This window comes from Streptomyces sp. NPDC006997, from assembly GCF_040635175.1.
GTDB lineage: Bacteria > Actinomycetota > Actinomycetes > Streptomycetales > Streptomycetaceae > Streptomyces.
This window is the reverse complement of the sequence record NZ_JBEYHH010000016.1, coordinates 165,387-180,892: the sequence shown is the minus strand read 5'-3', so window position 1 is coordinate 180,892 and position 15,506 is coordinate 165,387. Positions and strand designations below refer to the sequence as shown.

The following is a 15,506-nucleotide window of genomic DNA, read 5'->3' as shown; positions in this document are numbered from 1 at the left end:
GCCGGGAGCGGGCTGTCCGGAAGTCGCCGTATTGACGGAGGGGGCGGTGACGCCAACACTCCACCGAAGTCAATCGGTTTTACAGCCGAAAATTTCGGAGGCACCCGCATGAGATCTCTGAGATCAGGCTTCTCCCTCACCTCGTTGGTCACCGGCCTCGCCACGGCCGGCGCGTTACTCCTCGCCGCCCCCGCGTCGCACGCCGCCGACGCCCCCCTGCGCGACCTCGCCGCCGCCCAGGGCAAGGCCATCGGCACCGCGGTCACCGGCTCCAAGCTGAACGGCACATACGCCGAGGTCGCCGCCCGCGAGTTCAACTGGCTCACCCCCGGCAACGCCATGAAGTGGGAGTCGGTCGAGCCCAGCCGCTCCTCCTTCAACTGGGCGGAGGCGGACCAGATCGTCGACTTCGCCGAAGCCCACGGCCAGCGGGTGCGCGGCCACACCCTCGTCTGGCACAGCCAGAACCCGTCCTGGCTGACCGACGGCGGCTTCACGCCCGCACAGTTGCGCACCCTGCTCATGGACCACATCGACACCGAGGTCACCCGCTACCGGGGCCGGGTCGCCGCCTGGGACGTGGTCAACGAGCCCTTCAACGAGGACGGCACCTACCGCCAGACCCTGTGGTCCGACGCCCTCGGCCAGGACTACATCGCCGAGGCGCTCACTCGGGCCCGCGCCGCCGACCCCGACGCCCGGCTCTACATCAACGACTACAACGTCGAGGGCGTCAACGCGAAGTCCACCGCCCTGTACGACCTGGTCAGGTCCCTGAAGGAACGCGGCGTCCCGATCGACGGCGTCGGCCTCCAGGCGCACCTCATCCTCGGCCAGGTCCCCGGCACCCTCCAGCAGAACATCCAGCGCTTCGCCGACCTCGGCGTGGACGTCGCCATCACCGAGCTCGACATCCGGATGCAGCTCCCGGCCACCGAGGCCAAGCTGGCCCAGCAGGCCGCCGACTACCGGGCCGTCATGGACGCCTGCGTCGCCGTCGACCGCTGCACCGGCGCCACCGTGTGGGGCTTCACCGACTCCGACTCCTGGATCCCGGACTTCTTCGAGGGCTACGGCGCGGCCACCCCGTACGACGAGGCCTACGCGCCGAAACCGGCGTACGACGCGATCGCCGCGTCCCTCGGCGGGACCACCGAGCCACCGGGCGAGGGCTGCACGGCGACCTACGGCGTCGTCAACCAGTGGGACACCGGCTTCACCGGCGAGGTGCGCGTCGACTGCGCCGACACCGCGCTCTCGGCCTGGCGGGTGACCTGGACCTACGGCGCGGGCCAACGTGTCACCCAGTCCTGGAACGCCACCTGCACCCAGTCGGGCGCGGCGGTCACCTGCACCAACGCCTCCTACAACGGCACGGTCCCGCGGGGCGGTTCGGTGACGTTCGGGTTCAACGGCACCTGGAGCGGCGGCAATCCGGTGCCCGTCGTGACGCTGGGCTGACCAGGCACGTCAGGACGTCGTGGAATCTGAGATTTTCCCAAGAAAAGGCGGCTCACGTTCCCCCGCGTAATATTTCGCACTTATGTTCCTGTGTGTGGCGGGACGTGACGAGAACGGGAACAGCGACGACGGCGAACCAGTGGGCCGACGGCCGACCTTGCTGAAGGTCGTCGGCCTCACCCTCGCCGGAGCGCTGGCGCTGGGGGCCGGGGCGGCGGGCTGGGTCTACTGGCACCTCAACGACAACATCACCGGCGTCGACATCAACAACGCCCTCGGCGACGACCGGCCGCCGCGCGCCGAGACCACCCCGGCCGACGCGGGGACGACCGCCTCCCCGGTGCCCACCGGCTCCCTGAACATCCTGGTCCTCGGCTCGGACTCGCGCACCGGCGCGGAGAACCGGAAGCTCGGCGGCGGCCCCGAGGGCGGCGCCCGCTCCGACACCGCGATGGTCGTCCACCTCGACGCCGGACGCACCGCGGCGACCGTCGTCAGCATCCCGCGTGACACCCTCGTCACCCGCCCGTCCTGCCCGCTGGAGGACGGCGGCGAGACCTACGAGCAGCAGAACGCCATGTTCAACACCGCCTACGCGGTGGGCGGGCCGGTGTGCGCGGTCAAGACCGTCGAGACGCTCACCGGCGTCCGCATGGACCACTACGTCGAACTGGACTTCGCCGGGTTCGCGAAGCTGGTGGACGCCCTCGGCGGGGTCACCGTCACCACCGGGGAGGACATCGACGACGAGGACAGCCACCTCACCCTGGAGGCGGGCACCCACCACCTCGACGGCGAGCAGGCCCTCGCGCTCGCCCGCACCCGGCACGGCGTCGGCGACGGCAGCGACCTCGGCCGCATCGAACTCCAGCAGCAGTTGGTGAAGGCCCTGCTCACCCAGGTCTCCGCCACCAGCCTGCTCACCGACCCGGCCGGTCTCTACCGCGTCGCCGACACGGTGACCGGCAACCTGACCACCGACACCGGGCTCGACTCCCTCGGCGAGCTGATCGGGCTGGGGCGGAGCCTGCGGGGCCTGGCGGCGGAGAACGTGACGACGGTGACCATGCCGGTGGTCCCGGCCACGTGGGACCGCAACCGGGTGGTGGCGGACGAGCCGGAGGCGGGGGAACTGTGGGAGTCGCTGCGCTGAGAAGATTCCCGTGATTTTTTTCCGGCGGCGTGTCGATCCGCGCCTCTCCCGATCGACGCAAGGGTGAGAGGCGGGGAGAGACCCCGCCACCACCGATCCGAGGAGTCACCATGCCCCGCTTCCTGTCGCTCGTGACGATCGACGAGAACACCGCCTCCGACGGCCCGAGCGAAGCGCTGATGCAGCGGATGGGAGAGCTGCTGGAGGAGATGACCAAGGCCGGGGTGCTGCTCGACACCGCCGGGCTGACGCCGACCGCGCAGGGCACCCGCGTGCACTGGGACGGCGAGCGGGCGTCCGTCACCGACGGGCCGTTCACCGAGACCAAGGAGGTCGTCGGCGGCTACGCGCTCATGCAGTGCAAGGACAGGGCCGAGGCGATCGAGTGGACCAAGCGGTTCCTGAAGATCCACGGCGACGAGTTCCAGCTCTTCTGCGAGGTGCGGGAGGTCGTGGAGGGCTGAGCAGAACACGCTTGGCCTGGGAGCCCGACAGGTGTCTGATGGTGGGTTGTGCGACCACAGCCCACCGCAGACACCCGCTCCACCGTCGAGACCGTCCAGACCGTGGAGACCGTCTTCCGCATGGAGTCCCCACGGGTCATCGCCGCCGCCGCCCGCGTCGTCCGGGACGTCGGCATCGCCGAGGAACTCGCCCAGGACGCCCTCGTCGCCGCCCTGGAGCAGTGGCCCCGCGACGGCATCCCCGACAACCCCGGCGCCTGGCTCACCGCCACCGCCCGCCGCCGCGCCGTCGACCTCGTCCGGCGCCGGGAGAACTACGCCCGCAAGCTCGCCGAGATCGGCCGCGACCTCGCCGACGCCGCCCCGCCGCCGGAGCCCGCCGACCCCGAGGACATCGACGACGACCTGCTCCGCCTCGTCTTCACCACCTGCCACCCGGTGCTGTCCGCCGAGGCCCGCTGCGCGCTCACGCTGCGGCTGCTCGGCGGTCTGACCACGGCCGAGATCGCGCGGTCCTACCTGGTGCCCGAGCCGACGGTCGCCCAGCGCGTCGTCCGCGCCAAACGCACCCTCGCCCGCAGGAACGTCGCCTTCGAGGTGCCGTACGGCCCGGACCGCGAGGCCCGCCTCGGCTCCGTGCTGGACGTCATCTACCTGATCTTCAACGAGGGGTACGCCGCCACCGAGGGCGACGACCTGCTGCGCCCGGCGCTCTGCGAGGACGCGCTCCGCCTCGCCCGGCAGCTCACCGGGCTGATGCCCGAGGAGTCCGAGGCGCACGGCCTCGCCGCGCTGCTGGAGTTCCAGGCGTCCCGGATGGCCGCCCGCACCGGACCCGACGGCACCCCCGTCCTGCTCAGGGACCAGAACCGGGCCCGCTGGAACCGCCTGCTCATCGCCCGCGGGATCACCGCCCTCACCCGCGCCACCACCACCGGCGGCCCCCTCGGCCCGTACGCCCTCCAGGCCGCCATCGCCGCCTGCCACGCCCACGCGCCGTCCTACGACGACACCGACTGGGCCAGGATCGCCACCCTGTACGCCATGCTCGCCGCCCGCGCCCCGTCGCCCGTCGTCGAGCTGAATCGCGCGGTGGCGGTCTCCATGGCCGAGGGGCCGGGACCGGCACTGGAGATCGTGGACGGCCTGGTCGCCGTACCCGCCCTGCGCGACTACCACCTGCTGCCCAGCGTCCGCGGCGACCTGCTGCTGCGCCTCGGGCGTACGACGGAGGCGCGCGCGGAGTTCGCGCGCGCGGCGGCGCTGACCCGGAACGCGCGGGAACGGGAGCTGCTGCTGGGCCGCGCGGAGGGCCGCTAGGGCGTGCCAGGCGCCGGGCGGCAGGCGGGGCTTCCGCAGGACGCCCTAGCCGCCTGCCAGCGGCTGGCCGACGAGCATCGCCGGGGCCCCGGCGACCCGGGTCAGGAACACGGTCGCCGCGCCCGGACCCTGCGGCTTGACCTTCCGCCGCAGCTCCTCCGGCTCCACCGCCGACCCCCGCTTCTTCACGGTCAGCGTGCCGACCCGCCGCTCCCGCAGCAGCGCCTTCAGCTTCTTGACGTTGAAGGGCAGGTGGTCGGTGATCTCGTACCCGGTGGCGTACGGCGTCGGGCGGGCGGTGTCGGTGGTGACGTACGCGATCGTCGGGTCGAGGAGTCCGCCGCCCAGCTCCTCGGCGACCTCGGCGACCAGGTGCGCGCGGATGACGGCGCCGTCCGGCTCGTACAGGTACCGCCCCACCGGCCGGACCTCCGGATCGGGCAGCCCGCGACCCAGGAGCGTGCGCGGACCGGGCAGCAGGGTCGCGCGGACGGCGCCCGGCTCCGTCCCGAACCACAGCACCGCCTCCTTCACGTCCCCGCCGTCCGAGACCCACTCGGCCTCGGCCTCCGGCGGCACCGCCTCGTGCGGGATGCCGGGCGCCACCTTCAGCGCGGCGTGCGGGGCCCGCGCGGCGGCGCGCACGGCCCAGGAGAGCGGAGGGGAGTACGCCTCCGGGTCGAAGACGCGCCCCCGCCCGCCCCGACGCGCCGGATCGACGAACACCGCGTCGTACGGCGAGACGTCGACCTCCGTGACCTCCGCCTGCCGCACCTCGACCAGCCCGGCGAGCCCGAGCGCCTCCGCGTTGGCCCGCGCCACCGCCACCGTCAGCGGGTCCCGGTCCACGGCCAGCACCCGGATGCCCGCGCGGGCCATGGCGATCGCGTCCCCGCCGATCCCGCAGCACAGGTCCGCCACCGAGGTCACGCCCAGCGCGGTCAGCCGCCGCGCCCGGTACGCCGCCACACTCGCCCGCGTCGACTGCTCGACGCCGTGCGGGGTGAAGAACATCCGCGGCGCGTCCTCGGCCCCGAACTTGGCCACCGCCCGCTGCCGCAACCGCGCCTGCCCCAGCGCCGCCGACACCAGCTCGGCGGGGTGCTCGCGGCGCAGCCGAGTGGCGACGGCCAGTTCCTGGGCGGGGTCGGTGCCGCGCACCGCGTCGAGGAGGGCCAGGCCCTCGGGGGTGCGGAGGGGGGCGAGGGGGTCGTTCACCGGTTCGTTCACCGCCTCATTGTCTTCGGTCCCCGGCACGCGCTGTCGGCCAGTCGGTGGATGGTGCGGGGATGGGCGGCGGTGTCGGCGGGGGCGGGGGCGGGGGTGCTGCGAGGATCCCGCACCATGCGAGTAGTAGGACAAAACGATGTAGGACAAGGTGGCGGGAGGGGGAGGGCGTGGGTGAGGCGCGCCCTGCTGCTCGGCTTCGCCGCCACCGCCACCATCGCCTCCGCGTGCGCGCCCGGCACCCTCGGCTCCGGCGCCGAGGCCGGTCCCGCCCCCGGCCAGCAGCCGCACCTGCACGCCCCGGCCGCCCGCGCCCTGCACTCCTACGCCACCCGGCTCCAGGCCGCGCACACCGCCCGGGTAGCGGCGGCCCGGCGCTGGCACCTGCGCCGGGTACCGCTGACGGCCCCGCCGCCACCCGCCCGCAAGCCCCGCATCCGCACCCGCGAGGGCTTCGAGGTGGACGGCCACCGGAACCGGAACCTCCCCCCGGTCTTCACCACCGTGCCCACCCGCCACAAGGTCGTCTTCCTCACCATCGACGACGGCGCCGAGAAGGACCCGGAGTTCCTGCGCATGACGCGCGAGCTGGGGATCCCGTACACCGCGTTCCTCAGCGACTACCTGATCAAGGAGGACTACGGCTACTTCCGGCGGATGCGGGCCGACGGCGCCACCCTCAACAACCACACCCTCCACCACCCCTACCTGCCCGCCCTCTCGTACGCCCGCCAGGAGCGGGAGATCTGCGGGATGCAGGCCGTCATGGAGAAGCGCTACGGCACCCGCCCCACGCTCTTCCGCCCGCCGTTCGGCAACTACGACAAGAGCACGCTGATCGCGGCGAAGTCCTGCGGCATCAAGTACGTGCCGCTGTGGAGCGAGGAGGTCTTCGTCGACCACTGGGACTACCGCGAGTGGGACCGCGACCTGCACCCCGGCGACATCGTCCTCAGCCACTTCCGGGGCCGCGCGCACTGGAAGGGCACCATGCCCGACATGATGCGCCGATTCCTCGACAAGGTGACGGCGAAGGGCTACGCGGTGGCCCGCCTGGAGGACTACCTGTGAGGCCCCGGGCCGTGCTCCCGCTGCTGCTCCTGACCGCCGTCGCCGCCGGGTGCGCGCAGCAGCCCGCGCCCCGGGCGGACGCCCGCGCGGCGGGCACCGAGTCCCGGCTGCCGCCCGTCGTCGACCGGGTGCCGACCCGGGACCCGGTCGTCTTCCTCACCTACGACGACGGCGCCGAACGCGACCCGCGCTTCGTCGCCACCATCCGCGACCTGCGGCTCCCGGTGACGCTGTTCCTCACCGACCGGGTGGCGGGCCCCGGTTACGGCCACTTCGCCCGGCTCCGCTCGGTCGGCGCGGGCCTGCAGAACCACACCCTCGACCACACCGCCCTGCGCGGCCTGCCGTACGCCGGGCAGCGCGCCGAGATCTGCGGCCAGCAGCGCAAGCTCCACGCCCGCTTCGGCGTCCGCCCCCGGCTGCTGCGCCCCCCGTACGGCACCCACGACCTCACGACCCGCCGCGCCGCCGCCGACTGCGGCGTCACCGCCGTCACCCTCTGGCGCGCCACCGCCACCGGCACCGGCCTGCGCTACACCCGTGCCCCGCACCGCCTGGGCCCCGGCGACATCATCTCGGTGACCCCGGACGACGCCGACCGCGCGGCGGTCGTGACCCGCACCCGGCGGGTGCTGCGGGAGGTGGCGGCGGCGGGGCTGCGGGTGGGCCGCCTGGAGGACTACCTGTAGCGGTGTCAGCCCGTCCGGCGCTTGCGGACGAGGCCCCCGCGCCGGGCTGAAATCCCGCGCCGCGCCGCAGGCAATTGGCACTCCGCTTGACCGAGTGCTAATCGCGGTCATAGTCTCGGGTCTGGCACTCCCCACCGGAGAGTGCCAACTACGCGACGGGCAGGTCCGGCACCCGCGACGACGGATCGACCTGGTCGCCACCTCAGACAGTTAACCCCGTGAGATCTCCGAAGGGGGAGGTCGGATCGTGACGACCGCCAGCTCCAAGGTTGCCATCAAGCCGCTCGAGGACCGCATCGTGGTCCAGCCGCTGGACGCCGAGCAGACCACGGCCTCTGGCCTGGTCATCCCGGACACCGCCAAGGAGAAGCCCCAGGAGGGCGTCGTCCTGGCCGTGGGCCCGGGCCGCTTCGAGGACGGTAACCGTCTTCCGCTCGACGTCTCCGTCGGCGACGTCGTGCTCTACAGCAAGTACGGCGGCACCGAGGTGAAGTACAACAACGAGGAGTACCTCGTGCTCTCGGCCCGCGACGTCCTCGCGATCATCGAGAAGTAGTTCACCCGAAGCTCCTTGCTTCACACTGCGCCCCTGGCTGCCCCCGCGACCGATAACGAAGCCGGGCGCCCGGGGCGCAGTGTCTTTACCCCCAGCTTTCTAGCTTTCCGAGAGGGCTCCCGCTGCCATGGCGAAGATCCTGAAGTTCGACGAGGACGCCCGTCGCGCCCTTGAGCGCGGCGTCAACAAGCTTGCCGACACCGTGAAGGTGACGATCGGCCCCAAGGGCCGCAACGTCGTCATCGACAAGAAGTTCGGCGCCCCCACCATCACCAACGACGGCGTCACCATCGCCCGCGAGGTCGAGGTCGAGGACCCGTACGAGAACCTCGGCGCCCAGCTGGTGAAGGAGGTGGCGACCAAGACCAACGACATCGCGGGTGACGGTACGACCACCGCCACCGTGCTGGCCCAGGCGCTGGTCCGCGAGGGCCTGAAGAACGTCGCCGCCGGTGCCTCCCCGGCCGCCCTGAAGAAGGGCATCGACGCGGCCGTGGCCGCCGTCGCCGAGGACCTGCTCGCGACCGCCCGCCCGATCGACGAGAAGTCCGACATCGCCGCCGTCGCCGCGCTGTCCGCCCAGGACCAGCAGGTCGGCGAGCTGATCGCCGAGGCGATGGACAAGGTCGGCAAGGACGGTGTCATCACCGTCGAGGAGTCCAACACCTTCGGCCTGGAGCTGGACTTCACCGAGGGCATGGCCTTCGACAAGGGCTACCTGTCGCCGTACTTCGTGACGGACCAGGAGCGCATGGAGGCCGTCCTGGAGGACGCGTACATCCTCATCAACCAGGGCAAGATCTCCTCCATCCAGGACCTCCTGCCGCTGCTTGAGAAGATCATCCAGACGAACTCCTCCAAGCCGCTGCTGATCATCGCCGAGGACGTCGAGGGCGAGGCCCTGTCGACCCTGGTCGTCAACAAGATCCGCGGCACCTTCAACGCCGTCGCGGTGAAGGCCCCGGGCTTCGGCGACCGCCGCAAGGCGATGCTCCAGGACATGGCGGTCCTCACCGGCGCCACGGTCATCTCCGAGGAGGTCGGCCTCAAGCTCGACCAGGCCGGTCTCGACGTCCTCGGCACCGCCCGCCGCATCACCGTCACCAAGGACGACACCACGATCGTCGACGGTGCCGGCGAGAAGGCCGACGTCGAGGGCCGCGTCAACCAGATCAAGGCCGAGATCGAGAACACCGACTCCGACTGGGACCGCGAGAAGCTCCAGGAGCGCCTCGCGAAGCTCGCCGGCGGCGTGTGCGTGATCAAGGTCGGCGCCGCCACCGAGGTGGAGCTGAAGGAGCGCAAGCACCGTCTGGAGGACGCCATCTCCGCGACCCGCGCCGCGGTCGAGGAGGGCATCGTCTCCGGTGGCGGCTCCGCCCTGGTCCACGCCGTCAAGGTCCTGGAGGGCAACCTCGGCAAGACCGGCGACGAGGCCACCGGCGTCTCCGTGGTCCGCAAGGCCGCCGTCGAGCCGCTGCGCTGGATCGCGGAGAACGCGGGCCTGGAGGGCTACGTCATCGTCTCCAAGGTCGCCGAGCTGGAGAAGGGCAACGGCTACAACGCCGCCACCGGCGAGTACGGCGACCTGCTCAAGGCCGGCGTCATCGACCCGGTCAAGGTCACCCGCTCCGCCCTGGAGAACGCCGCCTCCATCGCCTCCCTCCTCCTCACGACCGAGACCCTGGTCGTCGAGAAGAAGGAAGAGGAAGAGCCCGCCGCGGCCGGCCACAGCCACGGCCACGCGCACTGACGCACCTCGTACGTCAGCTCCGAGGCCCGGCACCCCGCGAAGGGTGCCGGGCCTCCGGCTGTTCCCGCTTCCGGGCCGCGGCTACCGCTCCAGCTCTTCCAGCGCCCCCAGCTGGTCCATCAGCCCCAGGCGGTCGTACTGCCACCAGCCCTCGGTGATCTTGCCGTGGTCGCCGAAGCGGAAGATGGTCGTGCCGGTCATCGTGGCCTGCCTGCCGGTGGGCGCGATGCCCATGAAGTCGCCCTTGTGGGTGCCGCGCCAGGTCCAGCGGTTGCAGACGCGGTCGCCATCGGCGAGCTGGTCGTGGAGGTCGAAGGTGAAGTCGAAGGCGCCGCGCCACATCTCCATCTCGCGGCGGATGTGGTCCATGCCGATGCTGTCCTCGACGTTGGCCGGGTCGTGGTCGTGGTAGTTCTCGGCGAGCACCTCGTCCAGCGGCGGCAGTTCGGGGGTGTCCGCGGCGAGCAGGTCGTAGAACCGTCGCGCGGTCGTCTTGAGGAGTTGCTCGTCCCGCACCACGTCGAGGTCCGTGAAGGTCGGCGGTCCGTCGCAGAGGGCCACCATCTCCTGGAAGATCCGGTCCGTCTCCGGCAGCCGGGAGTTCTCCATCGCCTGCTCGTACGACGGGAACTCCACGAGCTCGACGAAGTGCGTGCCGTCGGACCGGTCCCTGCCGATCACGTCGTGCGTCGCGGTCCGCTTCCCCCTGGTCTTCTCGACCCACTGGTCCATCAGCCGGTCCATCTCGTCGAACCGGCTCGTCCTGCAGTCGATGAGCTGTACGAAGGTCATGGCGCCACCTCCCGGCTGCCCGGGTATCCGGTTTGCACGGGTTTGTCACGACCATTCTCCCACCGGGGACAGACCGGGGAGGGCGGACCGGAGAGGTCGGGCGCTACTGCGGGCCGTACTTGCGGCCCGTCTTCGAGGTCATCCCGCCCAGCAGCCCGCGCGGCACCACCTTCACCACGCCCATCAGCGCCTTGTACCGGGCGTCGGGGACGGACACCGTCTTGCCGCGGGCCAGGTCGGCCAGCGCCGCCGCCACCAGCTTGTCGGCGTCCAGCCACATCCAGCCGGGGATGTTGTCGGTGCCCATCCCGGCCCGCTCGTGGAACTCGGTGCGCACGAACCCGGGGCACAGGGCCATCAGCCGCACCCCGCTGCCCGCCAGGTCCCGCGCCACGCCCTGCGTGAACTGCACGACCCACGCCTTGGACGCGCCGTACGTCCCGCGCGGCACGAACGCCGCCACCGAGGCGACGTTGACGACACCGCCGCGCCCGCGCTCCCGCATCCCCGCGACCGCCGCCGACGTCAGCCGCAGCACCGCCTCGCAGTGCACCTTGAGCATGGTCAGCTCGTCGGCCATCGGCACGTCGAGGAAGCGGCCCTTGTTGCCGAAACCGGCGTTGTTGACCAACAGGTCGACAGGGTTCCTACGGTCCCCGAGCCGGTCCGCGACCGCCTCGATGCCCTTGTCCGTCGACAGGTCAGCCGTCAGCACCTCCGCCTCGATGCCGTGCCGGTCGTGCAGCTCGGTCGCCTGCTCCCGCAGCCGTCCGGTGTCCCGGGCCACCAGCACCAGGTTGTGCCCGTCAGCCGCCAGCCGCCGCGCGAACGCGGCGCCGATCCCCGCGGTCGATCCCGTAATCAGAGCCGTTGTCATGGCCCAAGATTAGTTACCCGGACCCCCTTCGTCCGCCGCCCGTACCGCCCCCGCGGGCCGTGTCAGGCCAACGGCCAGCGAAGCGGACGTACTTGACCGGGCGTCACCCGCAGAGTTCAGGATCCGTACTTCTCGGCGTACCTCCGCGCCGTCGCCAGTTCCTCCGGGTGCAGCGCCTCGCCCGCCGCGAGCAGCCGGGGCAGCAGCTCCCGGTGCGTGGTGCCCGCGCGGAACGACAGGGCGACCGTCACCTCGTGGTCCGGCCGGTGCACGATCTCCACCGGGTCGCCCGCCTGGATCTCCCCCGGCGTGATCACCCGCAGATACGCCCCCGGCGCCGCCTTCTCCGTGAACCGCCGCACCCACCCCTTCTCACCCATGTGGCCCTGGAAGGTACGACAGGGAATCCGGCCGCTGGTGACCTCCAGGACCACCTCGCCGCCGACGCGCCACCGCTCGCCGATCAGCGCGCCGGAGACGTCGAGGCCGGAGGTGGTGAGGTTCTCGCCGAAGGCGCCGTTGGCCAGCGTGCGGCCCAGCTCGCGCTCCCAGTCGTCGAGGTCCTCGCGGGCCACGGCGTACACGGCCTGGTGGGCGCCGCCGTGGTGCCGGGTGTGGCAGATCGCGTCCCCGGCGAGACCGCTGCCGCCGACGCCCTTCGGTCCGGGCGCCGCCACCCGTATCGGCCCGTCCACCGGGCGCTTGTCGATGCCGGTCAGGCCGTCCGGCTGGTCCGTGTAGGGCACGGCCGTGGCCTGGCCGAGGTTCACCGAGAGAAGCTGCATGGCCGCACGGTAGGCGAGCAGTGGTCAAAGTGTCGACGCCTTATTCACCGCCGTACCCAAGACTCGCTTATGCTCGTGGGGTGATCGAGGCCCGTCATCTCCGTGTGCTGCGCGCCGTCGCCGCCACCGGTTCGTTCTCGGCGGCCGGGCGGGAACTGGGCTGCACCCAGCCCGCCGTGAGCCAGCAGATGAAGGCGCTGGAGGCGTCCGTGGGCACCCCGCTGGTGGTGCGCAGCGGCCGGGAGATGCGGCTGACGCAGGCGGGCGAGGCGCTGGTGCGGCACGCGGCGGGGATCATCGCCGGGCTCACCGCCGCCGAGGAGGAGGTCGCCGCGATCGCCGGGCTGCGCGCCGGGCGGGTCCGGCTGGTCTCCTTCCCCAGCGGCAGCTCCACCCTCGTACCGACCGCGCTCGCCGCGCTGCGCGCCGCGCACCCCGGCACCCGGGTCTCCCTGGAGGAGGCCGAGCCGCCGCAGTCGGTGGCGCTGCTGCGGGAGGGGGACTGCGATCTCGCGCTCGCCTTCCGCTACGAGGGCGCGGCGGGCGCGGAGGAGTGGGACGACCTCGTCGTACGGCCGCTGCTGACCGACCGGCTGGTGGCCCTGGTGCCCGAGCGGCACCGGCTCGCGCGCGCGGGGTCCGTCGCCATCGGTGAACTCGCCGGTGAGCCGTGGATCGCCGGGTGCCCGCGCTGCCGTGGGCAGTTGGTCGAGGTGTGCGAGGGGGCGGGCTTCACCCCGCGCATCGACTTCGCCACCGACGACTACCCCGCGGTGGTCGGCCTGGTGGGCGCCGGTCTGGGGGTCGCGGTCCTGCCCCAGCTGGCGATCGAGTCGGTACGGCCCCGGGGCGCCCGCGCGGTGACGCTGGAACCGGCGGTGCGGCGGGAGATCGTCGCGCTGACGCTGCCCGACCTGGCCCAGGTGCCCGCGGTGGCGGCGACGCTGGACGAGCTGACGCGGGCGGCGGCGCGCTAGCGGAGCCGGCTAAGAGAAGGGATCGGTGCGGAAACGTTCCTTCAGCTGTTCGGGTCCTCGGCCCGGCCGCCGGACGCAGACGCCGACGCCGAGACCAGTCGGTGCCGGGCCCGGCCCATCAGTTCCTCGCGCTCGTCCTCGGTCAACCCGCCCCACACGCCGTACGGTTCGCGGACCGCCAGCGCGTGCGCCGCGCACTGGGCGCGCACCGGGCACCTCATGCAGACCTCTTTGGCCGAGTTCTCTCGGGCGCTCCGTGCCGCCCCGCGCTCGCCCTCCGGATGGAAGAAGAGCGAGCTGTCCACCCCGCGACAGGCAGCCAGCAGCTGCCAGTCCCACAGGTCCGCGTTCGGTCCGGGAAGGCGGGAGAAATCTGCCATTGCGTGACCCCTTGTAGCCGTTCTGGGTGGATACGGTGCCCACGACCGTACAACTACGATCTAAGGAGATGAAAATATGACTCATTGCGAATCTAGTCTCAGACACCAGTGGATGGGAAGAAATACGGCTAAATGGGGCATGGTTGTGATGAAACCTTGCGGGTCTGCCGCGCGTATCTGCGCTGTGTCCGCCCCCTCACGTAGAGTGCCGAAGACGGCGTGCGGCCCCGTAACTCTTTCGAGTGACCGTCGTTGAGAGTGCGGAGGCGGTTGAAAACACAAGCGCTCGGGCAGGCGTCCGAGACGGTCGACCGCACAGGTGACGATTCGTACCAGCCTGGAGGCTCAAGGTGACGCGCATCAGCTGCGGAGGACGGCCATGACATCCGTCCTCGTCTGCGACGACTCCCCGCTTGCCCGAGAGGCGCTCCGCCGCGCGGTCGCGACCGTGCCCGGCGTCGAGCGCGTGACCACCGCGGCCAACGGGGAGGAAGTCCTCCGCCGCTGGGGCGCCGACCGCTCGGACCTGATCCTGATGGACGTACGTATGCCCGGTCTGGGCGGCGTCGAGACGGTGCGGCGGCTGCTGTCCGCCGACCCCGGTGCGCGCATCATCATGCTCACCGTCGCCGAGGACCTGGACGGCGTGGCCCTCGCGGTCGCCGCCGGGGCGCGCGGCTATCTGCACAAGGACGCCTCGCGCGCCGAGCTGCGCGCCACGGTGACCCAGGCCCTCGCCGACCCGACGTGGCGGCTCGCGCCGCGGCGGCTGCGGTCCGCCGAGATGGGGGCGGCCCCCACGCTCACCGCGCGTGAGATCCAGGTGCTCGAAGGGATGAGCCACGGGCGGTCCAACGCGGAGATCGGGCGGGAGCTGTTCCTCTCCGAGGACACGGTCAAGACGCACGCCCGGCGACTGTTCAAGAAGCTCGGCGCGTCCGACCGGGCCCATGCCGTGGCGCTGGGTTTCCGGTGGGGGCTCGTTCGCTGAGTGCCCCGGTGCGACGGGTGGTCGGTCGCCACTCGTCCGCCGTCGTCCGTGAGTGGTCTCGTGTGGACCGTACGGGCTGGTCACGCCACGCGGCGGAGCCGCATGTCGACGCTGCCCCGCGCCCCGTCGGGGCGCGGTGCGAGCCGTCCCTCAACGGCCCGCTGCTCGTTTCGCCGCGGATGCCGCATCCTTGAGGTGTGGAGTTCCTCGGGGACGAGTCGGTCGAGCGGAAGGGGAGGGCGCAGGGGATGAGTTCCGGCGCACCTGCTCATAACGCTTCAGTGCACAACGGCGGAGGCGGTGCCGCGGACCGGTCGTCCGCAGGGCACCATGGACCGATGCGCGACGACGAGGCGACCCAGGGGGCTCAGGCGCCCGGGGCGATCGGCGGTCTCGTGCACCGCGCCGTCGACGGGGACGAGCAGGCCACCCACGACCTGCTGGCCCACGTCCACCCCCTGGCGCTGCGCTACTGCCGTACGCGGCTGTCCCGGCTCCCGGGCGACGCCCGGCACTTCGTCGAGGACCTCGCGCAGGAGGTCTGTGTCGCCGTCCTGCTCGCGCTGCCGCGCTACCGGGACACCGGGCGCCCCTTCGAGGCGTTCGTCTTCGCCATCGCCGCCCACAAGGTCGCCGACCTCCAGCGGGCCGCGATGCGCCACCCCGGGTCCACGGCCGTGCCCTCCGACGAGATGCCGGAGCGGCCCGACGACTCCCTCGGGCCCGAGGAGCGCGCCCTGCTCAGCAGTGACGCCGAGTGGGCCAAGAAGCTGCTGGCCAACCTCCCGGAGAACCAGCGCGAGCTGCTGCTGCTGCGGATCGCGGTGGGTCTCACGGCGGAGGAGACCGGCCAGATGTTGGGAATGTCACCGGGCGCCGTACGCGTCGCCCAGCACCGGGCGCTGAGCCGGTTGCGGGCGCTGGCGGAGCAGTGACGCCCCTTCGGTGAACAGGCGGTGAGCCGTTTCCGTACGAACATACGAAGCCCGGAGCGGGTTCCCACCGTGGAA

16 protein-coding genes are annotated in these 15,506 nt (G+C 72.0%); 11 read left to right on the top strand and 5 right to left on the bottom strand.

Annotation, left to right across the window (positions count from 1 at the left end; all coding sequences use genetic code 11):
- Positions 1 to 108 precede the first annotated feature (108 nt).
- The 4 genes from ABZ659_RS18185 (at position 109) to ABZ659_RS18170 (ending at position 4,398) form a co-directional block, all read left to right on the top strand.
- Positions 109 to 1,461 carry an endo-1,4-beta-xylanase gene (locus tag ABZ659_RS18185; protein ID WP_360220464.1) on the top strand — a complete coding sequence of 451 codons (1,353 nt, stop codon included), beginning with the start codon at positions 109 to 111 and terminating at the stop codon, positions 1,459 to 1,461.
- Between the two features lie 82 nt (positions 1,462 to 1,543).
- Positions 1,544 to 2,614 (top strand): LCP family protein, encoded by a 1,071-nt coding sequence (locus tag ABZ659_RS18180; protein WP_360220461.1) that lies wholly within the window; start codon positions 1,544 to 1,546, stop codon positions 2,612 to 2,614.
- Between the two features lie 110 nt (positions 2,615 to 2,724).
- Positions 2,725 to 3,078 (top strand): YciI family protein, encoded by a 354-nt coding sequence (locus ABZ659_RS18175; protein WP_360220458.1) that lies wholly within the window; start codon positions 2,725 to 2,727, stop codon positions 3,076 to 3,078.
- A 48-nt stretch (positions 3,079 to 3,126) separates the two neighbouring features.
- Positions 3,127 to 4,398 (top strand): sigma-70 family RNA polymerase sigma factor, encoded by a 1,272-nt coding sequence (locus ABZ659_RS18170; RefSeq protein WP_360220455.1) that lies wholly within the window; start codon positions 3,127 to 3,129, stop codon positions 4,396 to 4,398.
- A gap of 45 nt (positions 4,399 to 4,443) precedes the next feature.
- Here ABZ659_RS18170 and ABZ659_RS18165 read toward each other — a convergent pair whose 3' ends face one another.
- A complete protein-coding gene (locus ABZ659_RS18165) occupies positions 4,444 to 5,655 on the bottom strand; it encodes a methyltransferase domain-containing protein (protein ID WP_360220452.1) in 1,212 nt (403 codons plus the stop codon).
- A gap of 144 nt (positions 5,656 to 5,799) precedes the next feature.
- Here ABZ659_RS18165 and ABZ659_RS18160 point away from each other — a divergent pair, with 144 nt between their 5' ends.
- The 4 genes from ABZ659_RS18160 (at position 5,800) to groL (ending at position 9,694) form a co-directional block, all read left to right on the top strand.
- Positions 5,800 to 6,696 (top strand): polysaccharide deacetylase family protein, encoded by an 897-nt coding sequence (locus ABZ659_RS18160; protein ID WP_360220449.1) that lies wholly within the window; start codon positions 5,800 to 5,802, stop codon positions 6,694 to 6,696.
- Positions 6,693 to 7,385 (top strand): polysaccharide deacetylase family protein, encoded by a 693-nt coding sequence (locus ABZ659_RS18155; RefSeq protein WP_360220446.1) that lies wholly within the window; start codon positions 6,693 to 6,695, stop codon positions 7,383 to 7,385. Before ABZ659_RS18160 ends, ABZ659_RS18155 begins: the two co-directional genes overlap by 4 nt.
- A 247-nt stretch (positions 7,386 to 7,632) precedes the next feature.
- Positions 7,633 to 7,941: a co-chaperone GroES gene (groES, locus tag ABZ659_RS18150; protein ID WP_132856129.1), complete on the top strand. Its 309-nt coding sequence runs from the start codon at positions 7,633 to 7,635 to the stop codon at positions 7,939 to 7,941.
- Between the two features lie 127 nt (positions 7,942 to 8,068).
- Entirely contained in the window at positions 8,069 to 9,694 is a 1,626-nt protein-coding gene (gene groL, locus ABZ659_RS18145; protein WP_360220442.1) for a chaperonin GroEL, read from the top strand.
- A gap of 81 nt (positions 9,695 to 9,775) precedes the next feature.
- Here groL and ABZ659_RS18140 read toward each other — a convergent pair whose 3' ends face one another.
- The 3 genes from ABZ659_RS18140 to ABZ659_RS18130 all read right to left on the bottom strand — a co-directional run bounded on the left by ABZ659_RS18140 (position 9,776) and on the right by ABZ659_RS18130 (position 12,148).
- The gene (locus ABZ659_RS18140) at positions 9,776 to 10,486 is read right to left on the bottom strand and encodes an ester cyclase (protein WP_360220439.1); all 711 of its coding nucleotides are present in this window, start codon (positions 10,484 to 10,486) and stop codon (positions 9,776 to 9,778) included.
- Positions 10,487 to 10,589: 103 nt separating this feature from the next.
- Positions 10,590 to 11,363, bottom strand: a complete 774-nt coding sequence (locus ABZ659_RS18135) for an SDR family oxidoreductase (protein ID WP_360220436.1) — start codon at positions 11,361 to 11,363, stop codon at positions 10,590 to 10,592.
- A 116-nt stretch (positions 11,364 to 11,479) separates the two neighbouring features.
- Positions 11,480 to 12,148: an MOSC domain-containing protein gene (locus ABZ659_RS18130; RefSeq protein WP_360220433.1), complete on the bottom strand. Its 669-nt coding sequence runs from the start codon at positions 12,146 to 12,148 to the stop codon at positions 11,480 to 11,482.
- An 80-nt stretch (positions 12,149 to 12,228) separates the two neighbouring features.
- On the opposite strand from ABZ659_RS18130, the gene ABZ659_RS18125 reads away from it, so the two are divergent.
- On the top strand, positions 12,229 to 13,125 hold the full coding sequence (locus tag ABZ659_RS18125) for a LysR family transcriptional regulator (protein ID WP_360220430.1): 897 nt from the start codon (positions 12,229 to 12,231) through the stop codon (positions 13,123 to 13,125).
- Positions 13,126 to 13,166: 41 nt separating this feature from the next.
- On the opposite strand, the gene ABZ659_RS18120 is transcribed toward ABZ659_RS18125, so the two are convergent.
- A complete protein-coding gene (locus tag ABZ659_RS18120) occupies positions 13,167 to 13,505 on the bottom strand; it encodes a WhiB family transcriptional regulator (protein ID WP_360220427.1) in 339 nt (112 codons plus the stop codon).
- 379 nt (positions 13,506 to 13,884) lie between these two features.
- On the opposite strand from ABZ659_RS18120, the gene ABZ659_RS18115 reads away from it, so the two are divergent.
- Positions 13,885 to 14,496 carry a response regulator transcription factor gene (locus ABZ659_RS18115; RefSeq protein ID WP_003948568.1) on the top strand — a complete coding sequence of 204 codons (612 nt, stop codon included), beginning with the start codon at positions 13,885 to 13,887 and terminating at the stop codon, positions 14,494 to 14,496.
- Positions 14,497 to 14,834: 338 nt separating this feature from the next.
- A complete protein-coding gene (locus ABZ659_RS18110) occupies positions 14,835 to 15,431 on the top strand; it encodes a sigma-70 family RNA polymerase sigma factor (protein WP_360220424.1) in 597 nt (198 codons plus the stop codon).
- Positions 15,432 to 15,506: the final 75 nt, after the last annotated feature.